The 20,506-nt window shown below is 64.9% G+C and carries 22 protein-coding genes and 4 pseudogenes; 13 read left to right on the top strand and 13 right to left on the bottom strand.

Annotated features, from left to right (window positions below; translation table 11 throughout):
* The first annotated feature begins 13 nt into the window (after positions 1-13).
* Complete coding sequence (locus tag JWS14_RS42950; RefSeq protein ID WP_206016453.1) at positions 14-802, top strand: amidohydrolase family protein; 789 nt, start codon at positions 14-16, stop codon at positions 800-802.
* A 481-nt stretch (positions 803-1,283) separates the two neighbouring features.
* The gene (locus JWS14_RS42945) at positions 1,284-1,820 is read left to right on the top strand and encodes a hypothetical protein (protein WP_206016452.1); all 537 of its coding nucleotides are present in this window, start codon (positions 1,284-1,286) and stop codon (positions 1,818-1,820) included.
* A gap of 83 nt (positions 1,821-1,903) precedes the next feature.
* Here the strand turns inward: JWS14_RS42945 and JWS14_RS42940 are convergent, their stop codons facing one another.
* The 4 genes from JWS14_RS42940 to JWS14_RS52010 form a co-directional block, all read right to left on the bottom strand.
* Entirely contained in the window at positions 1,904-2,233 is a 330-nt protein-coding gene (locus JWS14_RS42940) for a beta/alpha barrel domain-containing protein (RefSeq protein ID WP_206016451.1), read from the bottom strand.
* Positions 2,234-2,249: 16 nt separating this feature from the next.
* Positions 2,250-2,597, bottom strand: a complete 348-nt coding sequence (locus JWS14_RS42935; protein WP_206016450.1) for a histone-like nucleoid-structuring protein Lsr2 — start codon at positions 2,595-2,597, stop codon at positions 2,250-2,252.
* A 148-nt stretch (positions 2,598-2,745) separates the two neighbouring features.
* A complete protein-coding gene (locus JWS14_RS50710; RefSeq protein ID WP_241031770.1) occupies positions 2,746-2,973 on the bottom strand; it encodes a hypothetical protein in 228 nt (75 codons plus the stop codon).
* Between the two features lie 153 nt (positions 2,974-3,126).
* Positions 3,127-3,411 (bottom strand): hypothetical protein, encoded by a 285-nt coding sequence (locus JWS14_RS52010; protein WP_420855164.1) that lies wholly within the window; start codon positions 3,409-3,411, stop codon positions 3,127-3,129.
* A gap of 124 nt (positions 3,412-3,535) precedes the next feature.
* Here JWS14_RS52010 and JWS14_RS52005 point away from each other — a divergent pair, with 124 nt between their 5' ends.
* Entirely contained in the window at positions 3,536-3,829 is a 294-nt protein-coding gene (locus tag JWS14_RS52005; protein WP_206016991.1) for a hypothetical protein, read from the top strand.
* 286 nt (positions 3,830-4,115) lie between these two features.
* Here JWS14_RS52005 and JWS14_RS52000 read toward each other — a convergent pair.
* A pseudogene (locus JWS14_RS52000) lies at positions 4,116-4,202 on the bottom strand (Lsr2 family DNA-binding protein); the annotation flags it as partial.
* Between the two features lie 34 nt (positions 4,203-4,236).
* Here JWS14_RS52000 and JWS14_RS51580 point away from each other — a divergent pair.
* Together JWS14_RS51580 and JWS14_RS51995 are read left to right on the top strand one after the other, a co-directional pair.
* Complete coding sequence (locus JWS14_RS51580) at positions 4,237-4,650, top strand: hypothetical protein (protein WP_338051791.1); 414 nt, start codon at positions 4,237-4,239, stop codon at positions 4,648-4,650.
* Between the two features lie 90 nt (positions 4,651-4,740).
* Positions 4,741-5,118, top strand: coding sequence for a hypothetical protein (locus tag JWS14_RS51995; RefSeq protein WP_420855182.1), 378 nt, complete (start codon positions 4,741-4,743; stop codon positions 5,116-5,118).
* Positions 5,119-5,129: 11 nt separating this feature from the next.
* Here JWS14_RS51995 and JWS14_RS51990 read toward each other — a convergent pair.
* The 4 genes and pseudogenes from JWS14_RS51990 to JWS14_RS42900 form a co-directional block, all read right to left on the bottom strand.
* Positions 5,130-5,258: pseudogene (locus tag JWS14_RS51990) on the bottom strand (Lsr2 family DNA-binding protein); the annotation flags it as partial.
* Between the two features lie 627 nt (positions 5,259-5,885).
* Entirely contained in the window at positions 5,886-6,413 is a 528-nt protein-coding gene (locus JWS14_RS42910; RefSeq protein ID WP_206016447.1) for a PIN domain-containing protein, read from the bottom strand.
* A gap of 133 nt (positions 6,414-6,546) precedes the next feature.
* A complete protein-coding gene (locus JWS14_RS42905; protein ID WP_206016446.1) occupies positions 6,547-6,957 on the bottom strand; it encodes a helix-turn-helix domain-containing protein in 411 nt (136 codons plus the stop codon).
* An 85-nt stretch (positions 6,958-7,042) separates the two neighbouring features.
* Positions 7,043-7,825 carry a DUF3109 family protein gene (locus JWS14_RS42900; protein ID WP_206016938.1) on the bottom strand — a complete coding sequence of 261 codons (783 nt, stop codon included), beginning with the start codon at positions 7,823-7,825 and terminating at the stop codon, positions 7,043-7,045.
* A gap of 324 nt (positions 7,826-8,149) precedes the next feature.
* Here JWS14_RS42900 and JWS14_RS42895 point away from each other — a divergent pair, with 324 nt between their 5' ends.
* Together JWS14_RS42895 and JWS14_RS42890 are read left to right on the top strand one after the other, a co-directional pair.
* Positions 8,150-9,187, top strand: coding sequence for an alpha/beta fold hydrolase (locus JWS14_RS42895; protein ID WP_206016445.1), 1,038 nt, complete (start codon positions 8,150-8,152; stop codon positions 9,185-9,187).
* 109 nt (positions 9,188-9,296) lie between these two features.
* Positions 9,297-10,354: pseudogene (locus JWS14_RS42890) on the top strand (IS3 family transposase).
* Here JWS14_RS42890 and JWS14_RS42885 read toward each other — a convergent pair.
* Positions 10,251-11,663: an IS30 family transposase gene (locus JWS14_RS42885; RefSeq protein WP_082764511.1), complete on the bottom strand. Its 1,413-nt coding sequence runs from the start codon at positions 11,661-11,663 to the stop codon at positions 10,251-10,253. The pseudogene JWS14_RS42890 and the gene JWS14_RS42885 sit on opposite strands and share 104 nt — an antisense overlap.
* Before the next feature lie 68 nt (positions 11,664-11,731).
* Between JWS14_RS42885 and JWS14_RS42880 the strand changes: the two are divergent.
* From JWS14_RS42880 to JWS14_RS42865, 3 genes and pseudogenes are all read left to right on the top strand, one after another.
* Positions 11,732-12,022 (top strand): annotated as a pseudogene (locus tag JWS14_RS42880) (transposase); the annotation flags it as partial.
* A 419-nt stretch (positions 12,023-12,441) separates the two neighbouring features.
* Positions 12,442-12,642 carry a hypothetical protein gene (locus tag JWS14_RS42870; RefSeq protein WP_172652395.1) on the top strand — a complete coding sequence of 67 codons (201 nt, stop codon included), beginning with the start codon at positions 12,442-12,444 and terminating at the stop codon, positions 12,640-12,642.
* Positions 12,643-12,742: 100 nt separating this feature from the next.
* On the top strand, positions 12,743-13,222 hold the full coding sequence (locus tag JWS14_RS42865; protein ID WP_206016444.1) for a hypothetical protein: 480 nt from the start codon (positions 12,743-12,745) through the stop codon (positions 13,220-13,222).
* Between the two features lie 184 nt (positions 13,223-13,406).
* Here JWS14_RS42865 and JWS14_RS42860 read toward each other — a convergent pair whose 3' ends face one another.
* Positions 13,407-14,354 (bottom strand): phospholipase D family protein, encoded by a 948-nt coding sequence (locus JWS14_RS42860; protein WP_206016443.1) that lies wholly within the window; start codon positions 14,352-14,354, stop codon positions 13,407-13,409.
* 382 nt (positions 14,355-14,736) lie between these two features.
* Here JWS14_RS42860 and JWS14_RS42855 point away from each other — a divergent pair, with 382 nt between their 5' ends.
* Positions 14,737-15,030, top strand: a complete 294-nt coding sequence (locus JWS14_RS42855) for a hypothetical protein (RefSeq protein ID WP_054713554.1) — start codon at positions 14,737-14,739, stop codon at positions 15,028-15,030.
* An 806-nt stretch (positions 15,031-15,836) separates the two neighbouring features.
* Here the strand turns inward: JWS14_RS42855 and JWS14_RS42850 are convergent.
* Positions 15,837-16,862, bottom strand: coding sequence for a LacI family DNA-binding transcriptional regulator (locus tag JWS14_RS42850; protein WP_179443378.1), 1,026 nt, complete (start codon positions 16,860-16,862; stop codon positions 15,837-15,839).
* 399 nt (positions 16,863-17,261) lie between these two features.
* Entirely contained in the window at positions 17,262-18,641 is a 1,380-nt protein-coding gene (locus JWS14_RS42845) for an MFS transporter (RefSeq protein ID WP_241031769.1), read from the bottom strand.
* Positions 18,642-19,004: 363 nt separating this feature from the next.
* Here JWS14_RS42845 and JWS14_RS42840 point away from each other — a divergent pair, with 363 nt between their 5' ends.
* Positions 19,005-19,361 carry a hypothetical protein gene (locus JWS14_RS42840; RefSeq protein ID WP_095870021.1) on the top strand — a complete coding sequence of 119 codons (357 nt, stop codon included), beginning with the start codon at positions 19,005-19,007 and terminating at the stop codon, positions 19,359-19,361.
* Positions 19,362-19,545: 184 nt separating this feature from the next.
* Positions 19,546-20,463, top strand: coding sequence for an NADH:flavin oxidoreductase (locus JWS14_RS42835; RefSeq protein ID WP_338051670.1), 918 nt, complete (start codon positions 19,546-19,548; stop codon positions 20,461-20,463).
* Positions 20,464-20,506 lie beyond the last annotated feature (43 nt).

Genomic DNA, 20,506 nt, shown 5'->3' with positions numbered 1-20,506 from the left:
TTACGGTTGGCCTGTGACTCTCCGCCAGCTGTCTCCGTCCATCGACACCCACGCGCACGTCTTCCACCGCGGATTGGCGCTGTCGGACAGCAGGCGGTATACCCCGACCTACGACGCCGACACGTCCGACTACCTGGCCCAACTCGACCGCCATGGTGTCGCACGGGGTGTATTGATCCAGCCGAGTTTTCTGGGAACCGACAACAGCTATCTCCTCGGTGCGCTCGCGCAACATCCGGAACGACTCCGGGGCGTCGTGGTCCTCGATCCCCGGCAGGATCACGATCTCGAAAAGCTGAACGCACAGGGAGTCCGGGGCATCCGGCTCAATCTCATCGGCGTCACCCCGCCGGATCTGGACAGTCGGGTCTGGCGGGCTCTGGAAAAACGGATGGGCGAACTGGGTTGGCATCTCGAGGTCCAGGCACGAGGGCGACAGTGGGACGAACTCACCGACAGCCTCACCCGGTGGTCGTCATCCGTGGTTATCGATCACCTCGGCCTACCAGCCCGCAACGACTTCCAGGCGAGGAAGACCGTGGCCACGCTGGCGGCGCTCGAACATGTCTGGGTGAAAGTGTCCGCCCCCTATCGCAGTGAAGTACCGGAACGGGCGCTCGCGGAACTACTCGACACAACCGGTCCCGCGCGCATGCTCTTCGGCAGCGACTGGCCCTTCACCGGCCACGAGACCAACTGCTCCACCAGTGCACTAACGGCATGGGCCCGGAAGCAGCTCGGGGAAGCAACCTTCACCGCCACCCTTCCCGCCAACGCCCAACGTCTCCTGCAGTGGAAATAGACAGTCCCGGACCGACTCGGGTGCAGCTGAACCGGGAAGCGCGGGGTTCCGACAGGCGAGTATCGAAATCCGCTAGCAACTCGCGGATTGCACGCGTAACTCGTGGAATCCATCAGTTTCGAGAGAAATCGGAACAATGGTGTGCGGCTCGGCGCAACGCCACGACCAGCTGGAATCGACCCTTACCCTCATCCAGCGATCTGAATGAACCCGCTCACACTCCGGTAAACGCTCATCCTTCCTCGGAGACCTGTCGTCATCGCAGGTCAAACCCAATTCTGCCGAACTCGGCGCCGATTTTCAGAATCGCGACAACCACACGGCCGTCACCGCCCGTCCGTCGCCGGCTGAGCGACACGCCCGAGCGCGTGCGGGGGTCCTTGGAGAAACCGTCACCTAGCGGATTCACTGTCTTCGCGCCAAGCACCGCGCAACTGTCCGACTGAGAAGCTCGTAACAAGAGTGAACAGGAGTGGATGAAATGCCTGAGCAGTCGTGGATCGCTGCCCAAGATCTGTACGACCAGGGATATACGGTCGATGGAGCACGTCAGCTCTTCGGGGAGCCAAGGACAGGCCCCGACGGAACCCTCGGTTGGGAAGATGATTGGATCGACCGCGCAGAAGGAAGGGCCCTCATTCCTGTACTGCCCTTCCTTATCGAACGTCTGCGCGGACATTCCGAGGTGGGAGAGGCTGCTGGCGAGCTGGTCAGGCTCTACGAGGAGCTCAATCGTCGAGTAGGAACTGCGGGTGCTCCCGATCCGCTCCATCATCATGAAATCTCCGAAGATGAGCTGGTAGAGCTGGGAAGGAACCGCGACGCCCTCAATGCGATCTACGGGTCGCCGCACCGTTGGACGCAAGAGCCTGTGGTCGAGGGCAATTCGGTTCCGTTCATTTCGCAGGAGCGAAGCCGGTTCGGGGATGGCGCGCGATTGGTCGGAAGGCGGAATCTCCGGTGGTGGCTCAAGAGTGCAGTCGGCGAAGTGGCGAACAAGCAGAGCGAGGACGCCTGACTAGAGAGCCTGTGCCAATTGCCGGGCCCGGACTGCGGTCGATGGGGACGTGTCATCTCCCCAGGTGAATGAGCCAATCCGGCTTACCAGTCCGATGCGCTGGACGTGATCTCGCGGGCGTGGTGGGACCAGTCCGGGTCGCTTATCAGAGCGGTGATGGCAGTGGCCATCTGCTCGGTGTTGCCGTCGATGCCGAGCCGGCGAAGCGTGCGGGCGATGCGTGCGGGGTGGGCCGGCCACCGTCCACCGGTGGTTTCGACCAGGGCAGCGAGGACGGTGGCCGCCTCGGTGTCGCTGAGTTCCACCGGCTCACCGGTCATGCCTCGTAGCCCGCGGCTGCCGGTGGTCAGCCAATGCTCGCTCGCCGCTCGGCGCACCGAGGCCCGGTACCAGGGATTGCGCAGCGATCGCATCAACGCTCCTTCGTGTTCAGTGGGCGTCCTGGTACGCCTGCTCGATCTCGGCGGGAATGCGCCCGCGCGAGGAGATTTCGTAGCCCTGTTCGGCCGCCCAGGCGCGGATCTCCTTGCCGTTCCCGCGTCGCCGCACCGGGGCGTCCGAGACGACGGGGCGATCCGAGCGTCGTTTGCGGCCACCGACCCGGGTGGCGTGCTCGATGAAGAATCCGATCTGCTTGTGAAACTTGCTGGCGTGCTTGTCTTTCAGATCGATTTCGTAGTCCACCCCGTTGACGGAAAAGGTGATGCTCTCCCCGTCCTCGCCGAAGTCGGTTCCGTCGATGTCGTCGACGAGTTCGACAACTACCTTGCGCGCCACAGTTCCCCGATCTCTCACGTCTTCTGCCAATTCAGCAGGCAGAACCCTACTGGCGGCCGCGGCCGATCAGGGGCACCGACCCCGGGGACGTGTCATCTCCGCAGGTCACTTGCCGGTTGTACGGCGCAGGAGCAGCCGGGGGCTGGTCCTATCGGGTGTGCACCCGGGTGTCCCTCAGGGGGACGAGCGCGAAGTAGATGGGCGGCGGACACAGTGCGATGGAGGGCAGGAAGGTGGGCACCTCCGGCCCCCACACGGTGATGGTGTTGACGGGATAATTTAAATTGGTAAACGGGACGCACACCAGTTCCAATTGGTGGGTATTCACCGATCCGGGTGCACAGGTCGACATGGCACCGACCGCGAAGAACTGCATGTCGCACCCACTCGGAGCTGGGGCGGCGTGTGCGTGCGCCGCGGTCAGGGACAGGGCGGCGGCCGCGGTGGACGCGACGACAGGGAGGCGCAGAAACCAAAGACATGGGTCCTCCGGTGGTGCGGGGCCCGACCCACCACCCATTCTCCCAGGTCAGGTGCCGCTACCGCGGTCTCCCCGACGAATCCGCTCACGGCGGGCATGCTTGGCGAGCAGGTGTTTCCGGTTGTTCGGGGCGCGGAACATCTCGTCGAGCATCCGGTTCTCGATGTTGTGATGGAAGCGGAGGATGCGTGTGGCCGCCAGATGCACCAACTCCTGACGGTCCGAGCCGACCCGTTCGGCGAGGGCGTCGAGGTGCGCGAGGAGTTCGTCGTCGAGGGCGACGTCGACCCGGGCTGTGCGCGGCGAGGCGGCGTGCCTGCGCCAGGGCCTCATCGGCCGCCGGGTTCTCGATGAGTCGGCGAATCCCAACCCGCAGCAGCGCGGACAGCCGGCGGGGACCGTACTCGCCCGCCAGCTCCTCTAGGCGGCGTTTGGTGTCCTCATCGAACCGGAAGACATGCCGTTTCCCGAACGGGTTCCCTTGCGGGCTCGGCGCCTTGCGGACAGGGGGCGCGGCGGTGGCCTGATCAGCGGCCTGCCTGCGGCGGGTGTTCCGGGCGATCAGCAGGTCCCGGTTGGCGTCCCCGCGGTAGATCTCCTCGGTCACCGCCTTCTCGAGGTCCCGCGGGTTCGCCAGGAGCTGGCGGGCGGCCAGGCGCAGGAGTTCGGCGCGGTCGGAGTCGAGCCGACCGGCGAGGGCGTCGAGCGCATGCGCGCACCCGTCGCCCCACGACAAGATACAGCGTCCTGACCGAGCACCGTCGCCGGCGTGTCGACCCGGCTTTCACTGTGCGGGCCGTCATCCGGATTGGTGCTCGATGCCGTGGCCCGGGTCGGGAGGCTCGTCGTGAGATCTGACCGGGGTGGACCGTCAGTGCGGCGCAGCATCCTGGTCACGGAGGAGGGACTTGGCGTTCGAGCAACTCGGCAAGCTCCTCGATGGTGACCTCCACGGTGCCGAACATATGATCACCCGAACGGCGTACCGCGGCAACAAGAGTCGGTCGGTCACGCTCAGTAGCGGACCCCCACCCGTTTCAACCGAGCGGGAGCGGCAACTTTGACGCAGCGTCATGGAAGGCTCGCACAATCGCGGCCGAAATCCGACCGCGGAAGGACACTTTACGGCCCTCCCTGATTGCCCACTCGCGAATCTCCTTGGTCGTCGCCTTCGCCGGAGCGGTGCCCGCCGCCGCTCCCGTCACCGGAGCCTTCTTCACGGCCGTCGCATCCGCAGCCGACTCCACAGCCGCCGACTTCGCGACCGACGTCTTCGCGACGGACGTCTTCGCCGGAGCCTTCCTCGCGGCCTTCTTCTTCACGGCCGTCGTCTCCGCGACCGACTCCACAGCCGCCGTCTTCGCCGCTGCCGTCGTCTCCGGGACCGACGTCTTCGCCGAAGCCTTGCTGACCGCCGACGCGCTCTTCGCCGGCGCCTTCGTCGCGACAATCTTCTCCGCGGCCGTCGTCTTCGGCGCTGTTGTCTTCGCCGGAGTCTTCTTCGCAGCCACCTTCTTCGCCGCGGCTGTCTTCTTCGCGGCTACCTTCCTCGCGGGCGCCGTTTCTGCCTGAGCGTCATGGAAAGCTTGCTCGATCTCGGCCGAAATCCGACCGCGAGGCGACACGTCACGGCCCTCTCCGATCGCCCACTCGCGAATCTCCTTGGTCGTCGCCTTCGCCGGAGCCTTGCGGACCGCCGCCGCGCTCTTCGCCGGCGCCTTCGTCGCGGCTATCTTCTCCGCGGCCGTCGTCTTCGGCGCTGTTGTCTTCGCCGGAGCCTTCTTCGCAACCACCTTCTTCGCCGCCGGTGCCTTCGTCGCGTCCGTCTTCTTCGCCGCCGGTGCCTTCGTCGCGTCCGTCTTCTTCGCGACCGACTTCTTCGCGGCAGTCTTCCTCGCCGCCGGTGCCTTCTTGGCGACTGCCTTCGTCGCGTCCGTCTTCCTCGCGACCGACTTCTTCGCGACCGACTTCCTCGCGACCGACTTCTTCGCGACCGACTTCTTCGCGGCTACCTTCCTCGCTGGCGCCGTTTCTGCCTGAGCGTCATGGAAGGCTCGCTCGATCTCGGCCGGAATCCGGCCGCGGGGCGACACTTCACGGCCCTCTCCGATCGCCCACTGACGGATCTCCTTGGTCGTCCTCTTCGCCGAACCTTCGGAATTCCTCGGTGATACCGCCATCGTGCTCTCCTTCTACATCGGCAATCGTCGACCGCACACAGTAACGGCAAGTCCGTCTCCGTACTGAGGGAGCTCACCCGAACTGACATTTTCAACTGTCTAAAGACATTGTCCAGGGGGCAGACCAACACGACCCACTTGAAGCTCAACCTCACATTCATCGACCTTCGTGCAGGACCAGCGTGGCTCGCCATGGCACAGGCTAATCTCCAATGACATTCCGACATTGCTTCAGCGGCTGCGGATTTGATGTGGCGGCAATGACAATTTCTGGGTTCAGGACGGCGAGCGGACGTGCGTCTTACGGCCCACCATCTACTCACCGACGACTGTGCCCGCAATTCCGGCGGTGCAGCGTCTCCCGGACTCTGGACGCAGCGGTACCGAACCCTACGGCGCAGGCGCGCGCTGGGGCGGCCCCACGGCACCAGCCCGCCCGATCCGACCGCGAATCACTTCCTGGTCGACGAGTCCTGTCGCACCGGTACCGCGCCGCCCGCGATCGCCTGCGAGATCCAGGTGGCCACACGCTGGAGTATCTCGGTGGGAGGCCGAGCTGATCTCGTCGCCCAGCGGCCACTATCTACGCGCGACGCAATCACTAAATGCCAAGCCGGACCGTAGCGGTCATTCCGCGGTGGCGGTGAGCGGACGCGCAAGCGCGTCGGCGACGGCTCGACTGCGCATCATTTCACGGATCAGATGCGCGAAATCTGTTGCCCCAGCAGCCTCCAAAGAGGCAGGGAGGTTGAACGCACCGCCGCGCCGCCGGTGATAGTCGATCTGCTCGAGCAGCACTTCACGCACCGCCGCAGGTGAGCTCTGGTTCACCAGCATCAGGAAGTCATCCGCCGTGTACACCTCGTAGGCGAGGATCTCGTCGTTCGCCTCCGCGAAGTCCAGGAACCGTTTGTCGTCGGTCACGACGTACTGGACGCCACCGTGCACGGCGGGGGCGTGCAGGTGGGCGTCGTAGTCGTCGGTGTACGCGAGGCCGGAATCGATGACGTAGCCCTTGATCCGGCCGTTTCGCGCCACCGCGATGATACGGTCCCGGATGCCGCCGACCTGCGCGTCGGAGTAGTGCGGGTGCTTCTTCCGGATGTGGTAGACCAGCTCCGCGAGGATGTCCTCGGTCCACGTCAAGTGGAACATCGGCGCTTTCCGGAAAGCGAGGAGGCATATCCAGTCTCGGAGTGTCCTCGAATAGAGGACGTTTGCATCCGTCAGAACCCCTGCGCTCACCCGAAGAGGATAGACGCAGGGGTCCCTGGACTCCGAGCACCGGTCAGTACGTCATGCCTTCTGAGTCTTCGAACGCGCGAAGGTCGTCGAAGGCTGCTCGCTGCGTGGCACGCTGCCGCTCTTGGTATGCGATGACATCAGTGCTCTTCAATCGGGTGTGGGTGCCGACTTTGTGGGCGGGGATCTCGCCCTCGCCGATGAGCTTCATCAGTGTCGGGCGGGAGATGTCCAGCATGTGGGCCGCGGTCGTGGTGGTGACCTCACTCGGCACCGACCCGATCGTGACGGTGCCGCCAGCGGCAACGACCGCCACCACCGCGGTGAGGATCCGCGCAAGCTCCGGGGGTACCGCCGACTCCAGGCTGACCGGATCTACGTAGCCGGCCTGCTCGACCTCCGTGGACGTGACTGTGAGGGTGGTCTTCGCGGCACGATCGGTCACAACTGCGCTCATCTCAAGCACCTCCTATGCCACAAATCGTAGCGATTTGCACTTATAAGTGCAAACCACTTTGGTTCGTGCACTCCCCAACAACCCATCAGTGGGACTTCTTCTCGGCGGCCGCGGTCGCCGGGTGCACGGCGATCAGGCCGAGGCCTTGCCGCCGCTTACACAGCCGCGCCAGCTCCCGATACGCGGCCTCACCGAGCAACTCGGTGAGCTCCGGCGCATACGACTGCCACACCGCCCTGGCGCCGACGTGCGCGTCCGGCGAGCCGGAGCAGTACCAGTCCAGGTCCGCGCCGCCCTCACCCCACCCGCGCCGGTCGTACTCGCTGATCGTCGTCTTCAGGACCTGCTCGCCGTCGGGTCGCTCCACCCATACCTGGGTGCGCCGAATCGGCAGCTGCCAGCACACGTCCGGCTTCACCTCGAGCGGCTCGATCCCGCGCTCGAGTGCCATCGCATGCAGCGCACACCCGATGCCACCCTCGAATCCAGGACGGTTGAGGAAGATGCATGCACCCTGGTAGCGGCGGGTACGCAGCGCCGGCTCGTCCTCGAGCTCGTCCTCCTCGATGTACCCCCTCTTCCCGAGACCCTGCTTCATGAACTGCCAGCCCTCGGGTCTGAGCAGCTTCACCGACTCGTGCAACCTCTCGACATCCTCCGCGTCGGTGAAGAACGCGCCATGCGAGCAGCAACCGTCGTCGGGTCGGCCCGCGATGATGCCCTGGCAGGCCGGGGTGCCGAACACGCAGGTCCAATGCGAGAGCAGCCACGTCATGTCCGCGGCAATGAGATGCTCGGCGTCGTCGGGATCGAGGAACTCCACCCACTCCCGAGCGAAGTCGAGCCCAACCTCGGGGCTCGGCATCATCTTGGCCGACGGCTCTGGATTACCTGCTGTCATCGAATACCTGCTGTCACAAAACCCCACGGTAGCCAATCCACGTAACAGACAAGGACTGATCGGATCTCCGTCCGGGAGTGAACAACACTCGACCCGAATCGCGCCGACGTGCGTGTAACGCCGCGGCCCCCACCGCGAATAACCAGCGAACGTTCTCGCGCCTATGTCGGGGCACGGGAGAAGGGCAACAACCCTCCTGATGTCGACACCCTCGGGTGGGGCGTGTCGTCACGTGTGTCGACGGTGCGCAGCGAAGAATCGATGTAGAACGCGACAGTCGAGGAGGGTGCGATGAACCCCAGTCGCATACGCAGGCTCCGGCCGGTGCCCAACACCGAGCCGCAGATGATGTTCCGCACCATCCACGGGTACCGGCGCGCCTTCCGCATGGCCGGTGACGGCCCCGCGCTGCTGCTGTTGCACGGCATCGGCGACAACTCGTCGACCTGGACCGAGATCATCCCGCACCTCGCCGAGAACTACACCGTGATCGCACCCGATCTACTCGGCCACGGACGCTCCGACAAACCCCGTGCCGACTATTCGGTCGCCGCCTACGCCAACGGCATGCGCGATCTACTCTCGACCCTGGGAATCGACCACGCCACGGTGATCGGACATTCGCTCGGCGGCGGCATCGCGATGCAGTTCGCCTACCAGTTCCCGCAGATGGTGGATCGGCTCATCCTGGTTTCCGCCGGCGGTATCACCACCGACGTTCATCCACTCCTGCGGCTCGCGGCGACGCCGATCCTCAATGAGGCACTGAAATTGCTGCGCCTGCCGGGAGCGGTGCCCGCGGTGCGGTGGGTGGGAACGGTGTTGACTCGGCTGCACGGCACTGCCATGCGCCCCGGTGCGACGCTGCACGACACACCGGATCTGGTGCGTATCTTGACCGAGCTGCCCGACCCCACCGCGTACGAGGCCTACCTACGCACCCTGCGGTCGGTGGTCGACTGGCGCGGACAGACGGTGACGATGCTCGACCGCTGCTATCTGACGGCAAGTCTTCCTGTTCAACTCATCTGGGGAGATTGGGATACGGTCATCCCCGTCAGCCACGCCCACTCCGCGCACGCGGCAATGCCGGATTCGCGGCTGCAGATCTTCCGGGGCGCCGGTCACTTCCCCTTCCGGGACGACCCCATGCGCTTTGTCCACACCGTCGAGGAGTTCCTGTCCGCTACGCGCCCATTGCCGTTCGACGAGGCCAGGTGGCGGCAACGGCTCAACATCGGAACCGTCGAGAAGACTCTTGCCCCCGACGCCTCGACGCGTGCCGCCGTGCTCGATGCGGTGGGATCCGCCGAACGCAGCGCCACCTGATACGGGCCCAGGTGACCGACGCCGGGCACAACACCCACGGGCCTTCCCCCCTGAGTGAGGACATCGTGAACACTGGGTCGTGAAGGTCCCAGAGGAAGAGATGTCACTGATGGCGATGAAGGCGTACTCGGCGGAATTCAAGGCCGATGCCGTCGCGCTGTACCTGTCCGACCCGAGCCACACCTTCGACGGCATCGGCAACGACCTGGGCGTCAGCCGCGAGACCCTGCGCAACTGGGTGCGGGCCGAACGCAAACGCACCGGCACCTCCACGGCCGAGCTCCGGGCCAGCGGGGCGGCGCGGTCGGCGTCCCGGGCGGGCGAGGTATCGTCCGAGTCCGTGTTGGAGGAAGAAAACAAGCAGCTCAAGGCCCAGATCCGGAAACTCGAAACCGAACGGGAGATCCTGCGGAGGGCCGCGAAGTATTTCGCGGGCGAGACCAACTGGTGAGCCGCTTCCAGTTCGTCGACGACCACCGCGACACCGCTCCGGTGAAGTGGCTGTGCCAGATCCTCGAGGTGTCCCGGTCCGGGTTCTACCGGTGGCTTGCCACCGCACCGGCCCGTGCCGAGCGCGCCCGGGCCGACGAGGAGCTCGCGACGCGGATCCGCGAAATTCACGACGATTTCGATGGCACCTACGGCGCCCCGCGCATCACGGCCGAACTGCGCGATGCCGGGATCGAGGTGAACCACAAGCGGGTCGAGCGGGTCATGCGCGAGCACGGGATCGTCGGCGTGCACCTGCGCAAACCGGTGCGCACCACCGTCCCCGATCCGGACGCGGCCGCGGTGCCGGACCTGATCCGGCGAAATTTCACCGCAAGCGCACCGAACACCCGATACGTCGGCGACATCACCTACCTCCCAGTCGGTGACGGTGAATTTCTGTATCTGGCGACGGTGTTGGACCTGAGTTCGCGACGGTTGGCGGGGTGGTCGATCGCCGACCACATGCGTACCGGACTGGTCACCGACGCGCTGCGGGCGGCCGCTGCCTGTCGCGGCGCCGCAGGTCTCGATGGGTCAATTTTCCACTCCGACAACGGAGCCCAGGGCGGATTCAATCGGTCGTCGCAACACCTGGCTGTTGCAGTGAGCGTAGCTGCTCGGCGAAGACCTCGGCCGGGGTTCGCCATTCGTGGATCTTGCGGGGCCGGTTGTTGATCGCCAGGGCGACGGCTTCGAGGTCCTCGGCGGACCACCTGGAGAGGTCGGTGCCTTTCGGGAAGTACTGGCGCAGCAGGCCGTTCGTGTTCTCGTTCGTCGGTCGTTGCCAGGGCGAGTGCGGGTCGGCGAAGAACACTTTCGTGCCGGTATCGAGGGCGAACTGGGCATGACCGGAGAGTTCCTTCCCGCGGTCCCAGGTGAGGGTCTTGCGGAGCTGCTCGGGAAGGGTGGTCATCGATGTCGTCAGCGCGGCGTTCATCGCGACGGCGCCGTAGCCACCGAGGGAAGGACCGTTCTTCACGGGTGGCTTCTCGCCCCAGCCCTCCAGCCGAGGCAGGTGCACGAGGATCGTCGATCGGCTGCTGCGCTCGACGAGCGTGCCGATTGCGGACCGGCCGGTTCCGATGATCAGGTCCCCCTCCCAGTGCCCCGGGACGGCGCGATCGGCGGCTTCGGCGGGGCGTTCGCTGATCACGACGTCCTCGGTGACATGCCCTTGCGGTTTGTTCTGCGACCGCGCTCGGGGAACCCGCAGCGCCCGCCCGGTGCGCAGGCACGCGACCAGCTCCCGTTTGAGCGCGCCGCGGCCCTCGATGAACAACGATTGGTAGATCGCCTCATGGCTGATGCGCATGGACTCATCATCGGGGAAGTCGATCCTGAGCCGGTGCGAGATCTGTTCCGGGCTCCACGCCGTCGCCCATGGCCTGTCCTGCCGATGCGGCTTGTTCAGTCCCTTCCACGCGGGCGTCTCAGGCCCACGGACGATCGTGCCGTCGGGTCGGCGGACGCTGCCGGAGAGCCGCTCCTGCACGTACTTACGCAACTCGTCGTTGCCCACGAGCTTCGCCGTCTTCGGGCGCTTCGCGGCCTGTTGCGCTTTCCACTGCGCCACCAGTGCCCGGTAGACCGGCTTGCCGCCCCGGGTCGCTGCGTTGCGGCGCAGTTCGCGTGAGATCGTTCCCGGGTCACGTCCAATCCTGCGGGCGATTTCGCGCACGCCAACATCCTGGGCGCGCAGCAGCGCGATCTCCTCACGCTCGGCGAACGACAGGTAGCGGCCCGTGGGCTCGTCCAGGCTGATCGGCGGCATGCCGCCAGCGTGGCGGAACCAACGGCATCCGACCGGCCATGACACGCCGACGGCCTCCGCGGCCTCGACCGTCGTCACTCCCGATGCGATCCGCCGCCAGAAGTCCCGCTGCACCGCGCGAGAGGGCTCCGGCCGGCCCGGTGAACGCATCGGAGGTCGCAATGCCCTGTCCGCCGCCCACTGCCGCCTGGCACCCACCGGCGCCGCAGGCATCATCTGCTTGTTGCCCCATCCCATCGCAAACCTCCGTGATCGAGGTGTTGCATCGACCGGTTGAGCCCGCCCAGTATGCATCGGCCGAGTTCGCCGCCCTCTGCCGTGAGCTCGGGGTGACCCGGTCGCGGGGTGCGGTAGGAACGTCGGCGGACAACGCGGCCGCCGAGTCGCTGAACGCGACGTTGAAACGGGAAACGCTGAAGGGGCGGAAGCGCTGGAACAGTGCGGGTGAGGCCCGCGCCGAAGTCTTCCGTTGGATCACTCGATACAACACCAGAAGGAGGCATTCCACTCTCGGTCAGATCTGTCCGATCGAGTTCGAGCAGCGATCGGCTACCCTGGCCACCGCTGCATAGGAATTGGTGTCCACATCTCGGGGGGAACGCCCTCGGGCGTCTCAAGCAGTGGCGTGGCATCGCAACTCGCTTCGACAAGTACGCCACCACCTACCTCGGTGGCGTACTCCTCGCCGCCTTCGTCATTCATCACCGCGTCCGCAAATAGCAGACACGCTCTAACCGCACCTGCCCCCAATCATGTGCGTGAAGGGCGACAGGCCCGTTCCAGAATAGCGGCGTCTTGTACACCGAACCATGGGTCTGGCCTTCTACACCCGCTCGTTGTGGCCGACGATCATGACGCACGGCATCTACGACCTGTTCGTCTTCTGGGTGATGATTCGGATGTGACGGCCGGGGCCCTGGCCTGCGTGGGCCACCACTCTCGGACGGGTTGTGCCATGCTGGGGGCACAGTGTCGAAGTCGCGGGGGTGACATGACTGTTCATACGTTGGTGCGATCCACAGGCAGGCGTGGATGGACGGTGCGGTGCGATCTGTGTGAGCACACCTTCGCCGCTGCCGTCGCCGGCCGGCCCGAGGCGGTGGCCTTCGCCGAGACGAACGGGTGGATCGTCGGCGAGCGCACGTGGTGCCCGATGTGCGCGGCGGCCCACACCTCCCGCCGCACAGCCTGAAATCGCCGATCCACAGCCCTGACCCGGAACTCCGGGGCGGTTGTTGGGCTGTGAGGATGGACTCGAAGGTTTCGTCTTGCATTGAAGGGAACAGGGTCTGATGGGGGAGCTGGCCGCGGCGAGCAAGGTACATGTGATGGTGTCGTACTGGTGGAGCCGCGGCGACGGTCTCGCCAACCACCAGCTCGGCCAGATCCTCACCCGCGCAGCAGGTGTGGGTGAGGTTGATCTCACCGATCCGCAGTCGCTCGACCGGGCCTTACGTGTCGCGGTCGCCGATCCCGCGGTGCTGGCCGAGCTGGACCAGTGGTGGCAGATGGTCGAAACCCGCAGGGCCGGAAACGGCACCCGCAACCCGGGTCTGGGCCTGGATCAGTCGATTCGGTACCTCACCGACCGGCTCGACGCCGTCACCGTCACACCGGAGGCGCTCGGCGAGTGCCGCCGGCAGGTCGCCGCGGTCGATCAGACGATCATCAGCGCGAAGAACCTCCCCGAACTCGCGCACCCGGACGCCGAGATGCTCGACCTCCTCGGCCGCTGCCTGGAGGCACGTTCCCGAGTGCTGGCCCTGACATGACGACCCCACCGGGGTGAGCCGACGCCAAGGCGCGGGCCACAGGGTTGGACGGCGAGCCGCCACCCCCGGAAGCGACCTGCCAGCATTGCCATTAATGCTTGCATTGCCTGGCGATGCTGGCGATTCGGTGACTAGTGGGGACGTGTCGTTCCCTCTGGTCATGCCGCGTATTGGCCGCGGTGGTTCAGAGGTTCCAGAGTTGGAGCAGAGCGGTCCGCAGGCTGGGGGAGGCGATCCGGTGATCGGACCGGAGCCGGGGGCCCGGGTGCCCGAGGTCGGCGAGGGTCTGCTCGGCCTCCGAAACTGGGATGGGGGAGAGGTCCGCTCGGCTTCGCAGGAGGTGACCGATGGCGCCGCGGCTGTGGAGGATCGCGATCGCCTCGGAATCCACGACCGCTGGGGGGTAAATCCACTCGTTGTCGGCGGTGACGAAAATCAGGACGTCACCGCGCTCGAGGCGGCTCTCGGATTTGTCGTGGTGGAACCATTCGAGATGGTACTTCGCTGCCGGCCCGGCAGGGCCGCGATGCCGGCGCGCCTGCGTTGCCCACGTGTGCTGCTCGGTAGGACCGGGCGTGTAGTCGACGGTGTGTCGAAGAAACATCCGGGGGATCGTTGCGGGCAGGAACCCGGGGTCGGCGCGCCCGCGGCTCGTGACCCCGGGCAGTGGTACCGCCCGACCGATCTGCCACTGCGCGGTGGCGTTGTCGAGGAACGCCTGATCGACCTCGGTGATCTCCTCAATGCCGTCGATGAATGCCCGGACGGCGGCGACGACCTCCGGGTCGTCGGTGATGACCGCGGCCTCCTCGGCGAGGGTGGAGCTGTGAGAGGCGTTGGCGGAGCCGATGACCGCCCGCCGGTCGGTGGCGATGACATTGGCGTGCAGGTTCGGTGACGACAGCACCCGCACCCCGGCGTCCACGTAGTACGCGAGCGCGACCGGGGAGGTCGCGTGGGCGCGCACCGCGGCGCGGGAGGCGTTGACGACAAGGACATCCCCGGCGCGCAGCGGCAGCAGGGTAGGGGCGTCCTGGCCGAGGTGCGCGACCGCGGCACGGCGGGGACCGCGCGTGCGGATCGCGCGGGTGATGTGCGGCCACGGACTCGGCCCATGGAACGTGGTCCCCATACCCGGAAACGGTAGCGGGTGCGAACACCCGGTTGGGTGGATCCGCGATCGGCGGGCTCACAGACAGTACCCCGGATTCAGGCCGCTGACCTGTGAAGATGACACGTCCCCTTTCCCGCGGGGACCGATTCGCACAGCCCGCTACTGGTGTGAGGCGGTTGCCGTGACGGGCGCGGCCATCGGTCGATTCGGCTCGGCTGCTCGGTACCACCCACGCATGCCGAGGCCGAATACGTCGAGGTTGACCTGTGTCAGGGGTGGGGTGCGTCCACGCCTGGGGTGGGTGAACGGGCCCCCTGGGGTTGCTTCAGTTCGGGCGCTGGAGTGGGCAGAGTTGTCTCTGTCACCGACGCACCTCCCCGACATCCTCAGGAGCGAATGAATGATCAACGCCCGCCGAACCTTTACCGCCATCGCCTTCACTGCCTTTACGGTCCTGAGTGCGGCCGGGGCAGCGTCCGTCGCTCAGGCCGAGCCGATCGGCCCGAACGGTCCCACCGGTGGTCCGTGCCCGATCGTGAACACGGACTCGAACGGAAACGAGACGGTGACATACGGCAAGCCCGGCGACCGCAATGGCGCCCTGGTGTGCGGTGCGGACGGCGAATGGACGGTCGGCAAGACCAAGGCCAACCCCGGGCAGATCCAGATCCAGCCCGGACTCTCCCGCGGGTAACCGACAGCAGCCTCCGCCATCACCTCTCGAGGGTGAGTGCCCCGCATCGATGCCGATGCGGGGCACGACCGGTTCCGGGCCGGTGCGTCAACAGTCTCGAACGATCACCGTGGGATGCGAGATGACTCCGCACGCGCACGGCCCAGCGGCCCGCGGCGGATCGTGCACGGTGGGTTCACGGTGGGTTAAGGGCTGTATTCCGACTTGCTTAGGTGGCATGAGCGACTGCTGTACGTGCTCGGGTGACGAAGTTAGGGCTTGATCCACGACTCAAGCCAACGGAACCCGTGCTGCGGATCAAGGACCACAGTCCAGTCCCCCGATCCTTCCGTCAGCCCCGTCGTCCTCCACAAGCGCGGCAGCCTTGGCGAACTGCTGCTTGATCGCATCATGTACCAGGTTCTCGTGGGTTGTCAGAAAGATCACCACACCTGATGTACTTCGTCGAGCACCACGACAATCTGTGGAATGAGCAACGTCTCACAGCGGATCAGCTGATTCCGATGGCCCTGCGGCTCTTCGTTCTTCTGTTCCTGTCTGCTGTCGGCTACGTGGTAGTCACTGCGATGTCGCCATCGGCATCACGTCGCTAGGAGAGGGCAGTATCAGGCCGTCGTCGGAATGGTGAATAGTGCGGGCAGGAGACGACCTGTCGAGGCACGGGATACTTCGCGTGCCGAGTCCTGTCCGATCCGTCATTCACCAGCGTTCCTCAGCCGGTCTCACGGCAACACCTCGAGACCCAGGGCCTGGGGCGGGCCTTCATCGACTACCTCGAAAACGACTGGGACGACTTCGTCGCTTGATTACACCCCGAGCCGCGGTGCCGGGCTGTCGATGCGGCCGGCCACCGTGGCCGAGGACGCCCGGACCACCAGGACGGGTTCGAGCGCGACACTCGAAACGTCCTCTCCTTCGATCAACGACACCAGCCGCTGTGCGGCGGTCCGACCCATCAACCCGAGGTCTGTCCGGACGCTGCTGAGGGGTGGCTCGAGATATGCAGCCTGCGGAATGTCGTTGTATCCCACCAACGCAACGTCGTGTCCGACTCGCATGCCGTGATCGCCGAGGGCGCGGCCCGCGCCTATCGCAGTGTGGTCGTTGGCGCAGAACAGGGCCGAAGGGCGTTCGCGCTGAGCGAGCAGGGACGTGACGTACCGGTGCCCGTCCTCAACGCCGAACCCCCCGGCTTCGGGGCTCGACAGCACGGTGACCTGCGGGTGCCCTGCCATGACCTCCATGAATCCGGCTACTCGATCGATCGAGGTACTTGCCGCGGCCGGACCCGGCACCACGGCCACCCGCTCGTGTCCCATTGTGACGAAGTGCTCTGCCACCAGAGAGCCGCCGCGTCGGTCGTCGGCTGTCACCGATACCGCATCGTCGGACCGGCGCATCGCGAAGACGTACGGCACCGAGCTCGATTCGAGCTGGTGTGGAACCTCACGCCCCACCTCGGTGTCGCACAGTACGAATCCGTCGACTTTCCTGCTGAGGAGATGATCGATAGCCTCGGACCGCACCTCCGGATCGCCGTGGGTGGCGATGACCGCTGACAGGTATCCGAGTTCTCGCGACGCTTCCTCGATGGCGGTCGCCAGTATTGCCATCACAATGTCGCTGAGGACCGGAACGACGACACCAAGCATGCGCGAGCGCCCGCTCCGCAAGCTGGACGCAACCGGGTTGGGAACGTATCCCGCCTCGCGAGCCAACTCTTGGACCCGTTTGATCGTGGCCGCGGCCACTCGTCGGTTGTCACCGCGCAACGCACGGGACACGGTCGAGACGTCGACGCCGGCAAGTTCCGCCAGTTGCTTCATGTTCATGGTGGACAATCTTGTTCCCTCCCCGTAGACCCATCGTCGCGGCATATCGTTGCGAAGGCGAAACACCGATTGGGCCCATCGAGCCGGGCCCGCAGCACTGCCTGAACGGTCCATCCTACGCCAATCGATTGTTATGCCGCATCGCCCACGCCGCCGAGATCGAGGTCGAACCGCGTGGGCGCTGTCGGTCTCGGCGCCCCTGAGTGCGTCGATGAACTCGGGGCAGCAGACTGGCAGCAGATCGGGGCTCGTAGAGTCGGTGAGCCGATCTGTCTTAAATGGCGTCAGCGGTCATCGGCACGAAAATTGTCGCCTGGCTGTCTGGATTCCGGGTGCTGACATCAATGGGGAAACTAGAAACTAGGCATCGTGACGGGTAACGGCTCGAGTCGCCGATGATCAATGGCTCAGGCTGGAGGTTTCCGCCAGGCTCATATTGCGGGTCTCCGGCGCCCACATTGCCGAGATCACCAATCCGACGACAGTAATCGCGAAGGCCCCGTACATCGTCGTTGAGATGCCGAAATTCTCGAGGGAGATAGGCACCAGGAACGTGCCCACGGCCGCCCCGAATCGGCTCAGCGCGGTCACAATACCCATTGCAGATCCGCGTAGCTCGGTGGGAAAGAGTTCGTTGGGGTAGACAAACGACATGACTTCCATCCCCCCGCTGAACAGTGCATAGGCGGCGAAGAGGACAGCTGCCCAGATTGCGGGGGCATCCGAGAAGATAGCGAGGAGCAGCATTGGGATAGCCGCCCAAGCGAAGCTTTGAATCGTCATGGTACGGCGTCCCACGCGGTTGACCAGGAGGAGCGCGATGACGCAGCCAACCGCGAAGAAGAGCTCAATGGCGGCCGAGCCCAGAGTGCTCGCGCGTCCCTCCAAGTGCATTGCGCCCACCAACTGAGGTCCGAAGGCGAAGATCGCATACACCGGAATGATGAGACAGATCCATATCGCGGTGACGAACAGCAGCCGACCAACGTACCCGGCTTTCACGACTGCGAAGAGGCCCCCGCCTGCGCGCGCTTCTGCCGGCGATTCATCGACTCTGACGCCGGGTCCGAACACCTTGGCCATGACCGAGTTGGCCTCCTCGACTCGCCCATTCCGCGCCAGCCACAGGGGGGACTCCGGAGTGCCGATCCGCATGACGGCGATGATGGCAGCGGGGACGGCAGTACTTGCTAGCATCCATCGCCACGCTCCGTCCCCGATCGTGGACAACATGATTTCCCCTGTGACGTAGGCGGCCGCGCCTCCGACGAAGAAGAGAGAGATCAGTACACCCAGCAACGGGCCCCGCAAACGCTTGGGACTGAATTCGGTTAGCAGTGCCGGCGCGATCGGGTAATCGATGCCGACCGCCAAACCAACCAGCAACCTCATGATGATCAAACTGAATGCGCCCTCTACGAAGAACGAGGCGATCGACAACGCCGAGATAGCTGCGAGATCCCATTTGTAGATGCGCTGCCGTCCGAATCTATCTGTCAGGTAGCCGCCGATGAACCCGCCGAAGAAGACCCCGAGCAGCACCATCGCTGCAACGGCACCCTTGGCTGCGGCAGACAAAGCGAATTCGGGACCAATCTGCACCATCGCCACACCGAAGATCGCGAGAACGTATCCATCGATGAAGGCCCCCCCACTTGCACAGGCGGCAAGCCGGATATGGAACAGACTTATGGGTACGTCATCGAGGAGGCTTGGCATTGTGGTCTCCGCTAGGTCTGACGGCATACCGTCAGACTTCGTCGTTTCGATCTTCATCATTACTCTCTCCTGCCGGACGAGCGCTCGCCACATATGCCAAACGTTTGGTAAGACGATACGAGCGACTTCCCTGCAACACAAGAGCGGGAACGGAAATATGCACATCTGGTTGCGGCCGCGGGAGAGCTGGACGGCAAGAGCAACAGATTCAGCTCTGCGGTTGCCAAACGATTGGCAGGCGGTCGATTTATTGCTACCGTGCTTGCAGTCACATCGGCTCTATTGGGCTCGGACACACGTCCTTGGTAGGGCCGGTGCGATGACGACTTCCGGCAACCCCTGCGGCAAAGCCGCCGACCCGTCTACTGATCCGATCCGACAGGACTTCCGTGCCTGACACCGCTGACGACTCAAGGAATCGCCATGAACGTGAACCACGTACCGCCGGCAGGTGGTCGGGTGACCTCCCATCCGACCACCGCAGACTCGGTGCGTCTCGACCATGATGTGGACGCATACCGCACGCAGCGTCGCCGCCAGCTCAACGAACTGAATCGCCGCAACAACGCCCGCCAAGTTCGGACCGAAAAAGACGCAATAGTCCACTTCGCCCGGATCTGGGCTCCGTACGGCGGAGCACCCACAGAGGAGGTCTTCCAAACATTCGGCATCTCCCGCCAGCAGTTCAACGACAAACTTTGGCAGACGGTTGAGGGTGTTGAATTCGACGCGTCGATCGTCCGCGAACTTGCACGCGTCTACACGCGACAGCACCCCTAACGGCCAAGTTGCCTCCAGAAAAAAATCTCCATTCAAGGAATGGAGATGCTCGAGACGGCCATGAGGCAGTTCATGGGTCCACGAGTCTCACCGTATGAGGTCCGTCGACCGTGGGCCGACCAGTTCCTTCCGGCAAAGGTGCTCAAGTGGGTAGGACCGCGGATTCACTCGTACTTGCTGCGACATGCACCCACACCAAATTGAACCAATGCATCAGCATCTCGAAGGAGAGAGCGTAGTGACACGTGTGGAGAATCCAATGTCGTTGGAACGCGGCCCCGACTGGTCCAACCGGTTGGTCCTGGCACCCCTGACAAATCAACAGAGTCATGTAGATGGCAGTCTGCACGAAGACGAACTGCAGTGGCTGCGGACACGCGCCGCAGGCGGGTTCGGGATGGTGTTGACGTGCGCTGCGCACGTGTCGCGCGGAGGGCAGGGATTCCCCGGGCAGCTCGCAGTATGGAGTGACCGATTCTTGCCTGGTCTGGCCAGGCTCGCCACAGTACTGCGCGAGCAGGGAACTCCATCGGCGGTCCAGCTGCACCACGGTGGCATGCGTGCGCGGCCGGAGCTTTCGGGAGTCCCTCCGATTGCCCCGTGGGATGATCCCTCCAGGGGAGTTCGTGCGATGACGACGGACGAGATCCACTGCTTGATCGACGATTTCGCCAGTGCTGCTCGACGGGTCGAGCGAGCCGGTTTCGCAGGCGTGGAGGTCCACGGTGCTCACGGTTACCTGCTGTGCCAATTCCTGGACGCGCGCCGCAACAACCGTACCGATGGCTACGGCGGTACGTTCGACAATCGGTCACGAGTGATCTTTGAGGTACTGGAGGCCGTACGAGCAGCGACGGGGCCGTCGTTTCAGGTGGGTGTGCGCCTGAGTCCCGAGCGTTACGGCATAACGATTTCCGAGAGCCGTCTTTTGGCTGAAGAGGTGATGACGTCGGGGCTCGTCGACTACCTCGATATGTCACTGTGGGACGTGTCAAAACGGCCACATGGGGACGATTCCGGCAGCATGGCTCTGTCAACTCGATCTGGCCCCACCTTGTCGGCTCGAGTTGGCCCCAGCCGACCCTTACCCGTGAGGGTGTGACGGCTTGAAGTGGCCCCACCCCGATGCGGTGAACTGGGCGTTC

The sequence above is a fragment of the Rhodococcus koreensis genome (assembly GCF_017068375.1).
Taxonomy (GTDB): Bacteria; Actinomycetota; Actinomycetes; order Mycobacteriales; family Mycobacteriaceae; genus Rhodococcus_F; species Rhodococcus_F koreensis.
The sequence above is the reverse complement of the archived record's forward strand: the minus strand, read 5'-3'. Positions and strand labels throughout refer to the sequence as shown.

Coding starts and splice junctions, on each gene's coding strand:
- JWS14_RS42945 (WP_206016452.1), top strand. CDS start 1,284: ATGCCTGAGCAGTCGTGGATCGCTGCCCAAGATCTGTACGACCAGGGA.
- JWS14_RS42940 (WP_206016451.1), bottom strand. CDS start 2,233: ATGCGATCGCTGCGCAATCCCTGGTACCGGGCCTCGGTGCGCCGAGCG.
- JWS14_RS50710 (WP_241031770.1), bottom strand. CDS start 2,973: ATGCAGTTCTTCGCGGTCGGTGCCATGTCGACCTGTGCACCCGGATCG.
- JWS14_RS52010 (WP_420855164.1), bottom strand. CDS start 3,411: ATGAGGCCCTGGCGCAGGCACGCCGCCTCGCCGCGCACAGCCCGGGTC.
- JWS14_RS52005 (WP_206016991.1), top strand. CDS start 3,536: ATGCCGTTTCCCGAACGGGTTCCCTTGCGGGCTCGGCGCCTTGCGGAC.
- JWS14_RS42910 (WP_206016447.1), bottom strand. CDS start 6,413: ATGTTCCACTTGACGTGGACCGAGGACATCCTCGCGGAGCTGGTCTAC.
- JWS14_RS42905 (WP_206016446.1), bottom strand. CDS start 6,957: ATGAGCGCAGTTGTGACCGATCGTGCCGCGAAGACCACCCTCACAGTC.
- JWS14_RS42900 (WP_206016938.1), bottom strand. CDS start 7,825: ATGATGCCGAGCCCCGAGGTTGGGCTCGACTTCGCTCGGGAGTGGGTG.
- JWS14_RS42895 (WP_206016445.1), top strand. CDS start 8,150: ATGAACCCCAGTCGCATACGCAGGCTCCGGCCGGTGCCCAACACCGAG.
- JWS14_RS42885 (WP_082764511.1), bottom strand. CDS start 11,663: ATGCCTGCGGCGCCGGTGGGTGCCAGGCGGCAGTGGGCGGCGGACAGG.
- JWS14_RS42870 (WP_172652395.1), top strand. CDS start 12,442: ATGACTGTTCATACGTTGGTGCGATCCACAGGCAGGCGTGGATGGACG.
- JWS14_RS42865 (WP_206016444.1), top strand. CDS start 12,743: ATGGGGGAGCTGGCCGCGGCGAGCAAGGTACATGTGATGGTGTCGTAC.
- JWS14_RS42860 (WP_206016443.1), bottom strand. CDS start 14,354: ATGGGGACCACGTTCCATGGGCCGAGTCCGTGGCCGCACATCACCCGC.
- JWS14_RS42855 (WP_054713554.1), top strand. CDS start 14,737: ATGATCAACGCCCGCCGAACCTTTACCGCCATCGCCTTCACTGCCTTT.
- JWS14_RS42850 (WP_179443378.1), bottom strand. CDS start 16,862: ATGAACATGAAGCAACTGGCGGAACTTGCCGGCGTCGACGTCTCGACC.
- JWS14_RS42845 (WP_241031769.1), bottom strand. CDS start 18,641: ATGATGAAGATCGAAACGACGAAGTCTGACGGTATGCCGTCAGACCTA.
- JWS14_RS42840 (WP_095870021.1), top strand. CDS start 19,005: ATGAACGTGAACCACGTACCGCCGGCAGGTGGTCGGGTGACCTCCCAT.
- JWS14_RS42835 (WP_338051670.1), top strand. CDS start 19,546: ATGCACCCACACCAAATTGAACCAATGCATCAGCATCTCGAAGGAGAG.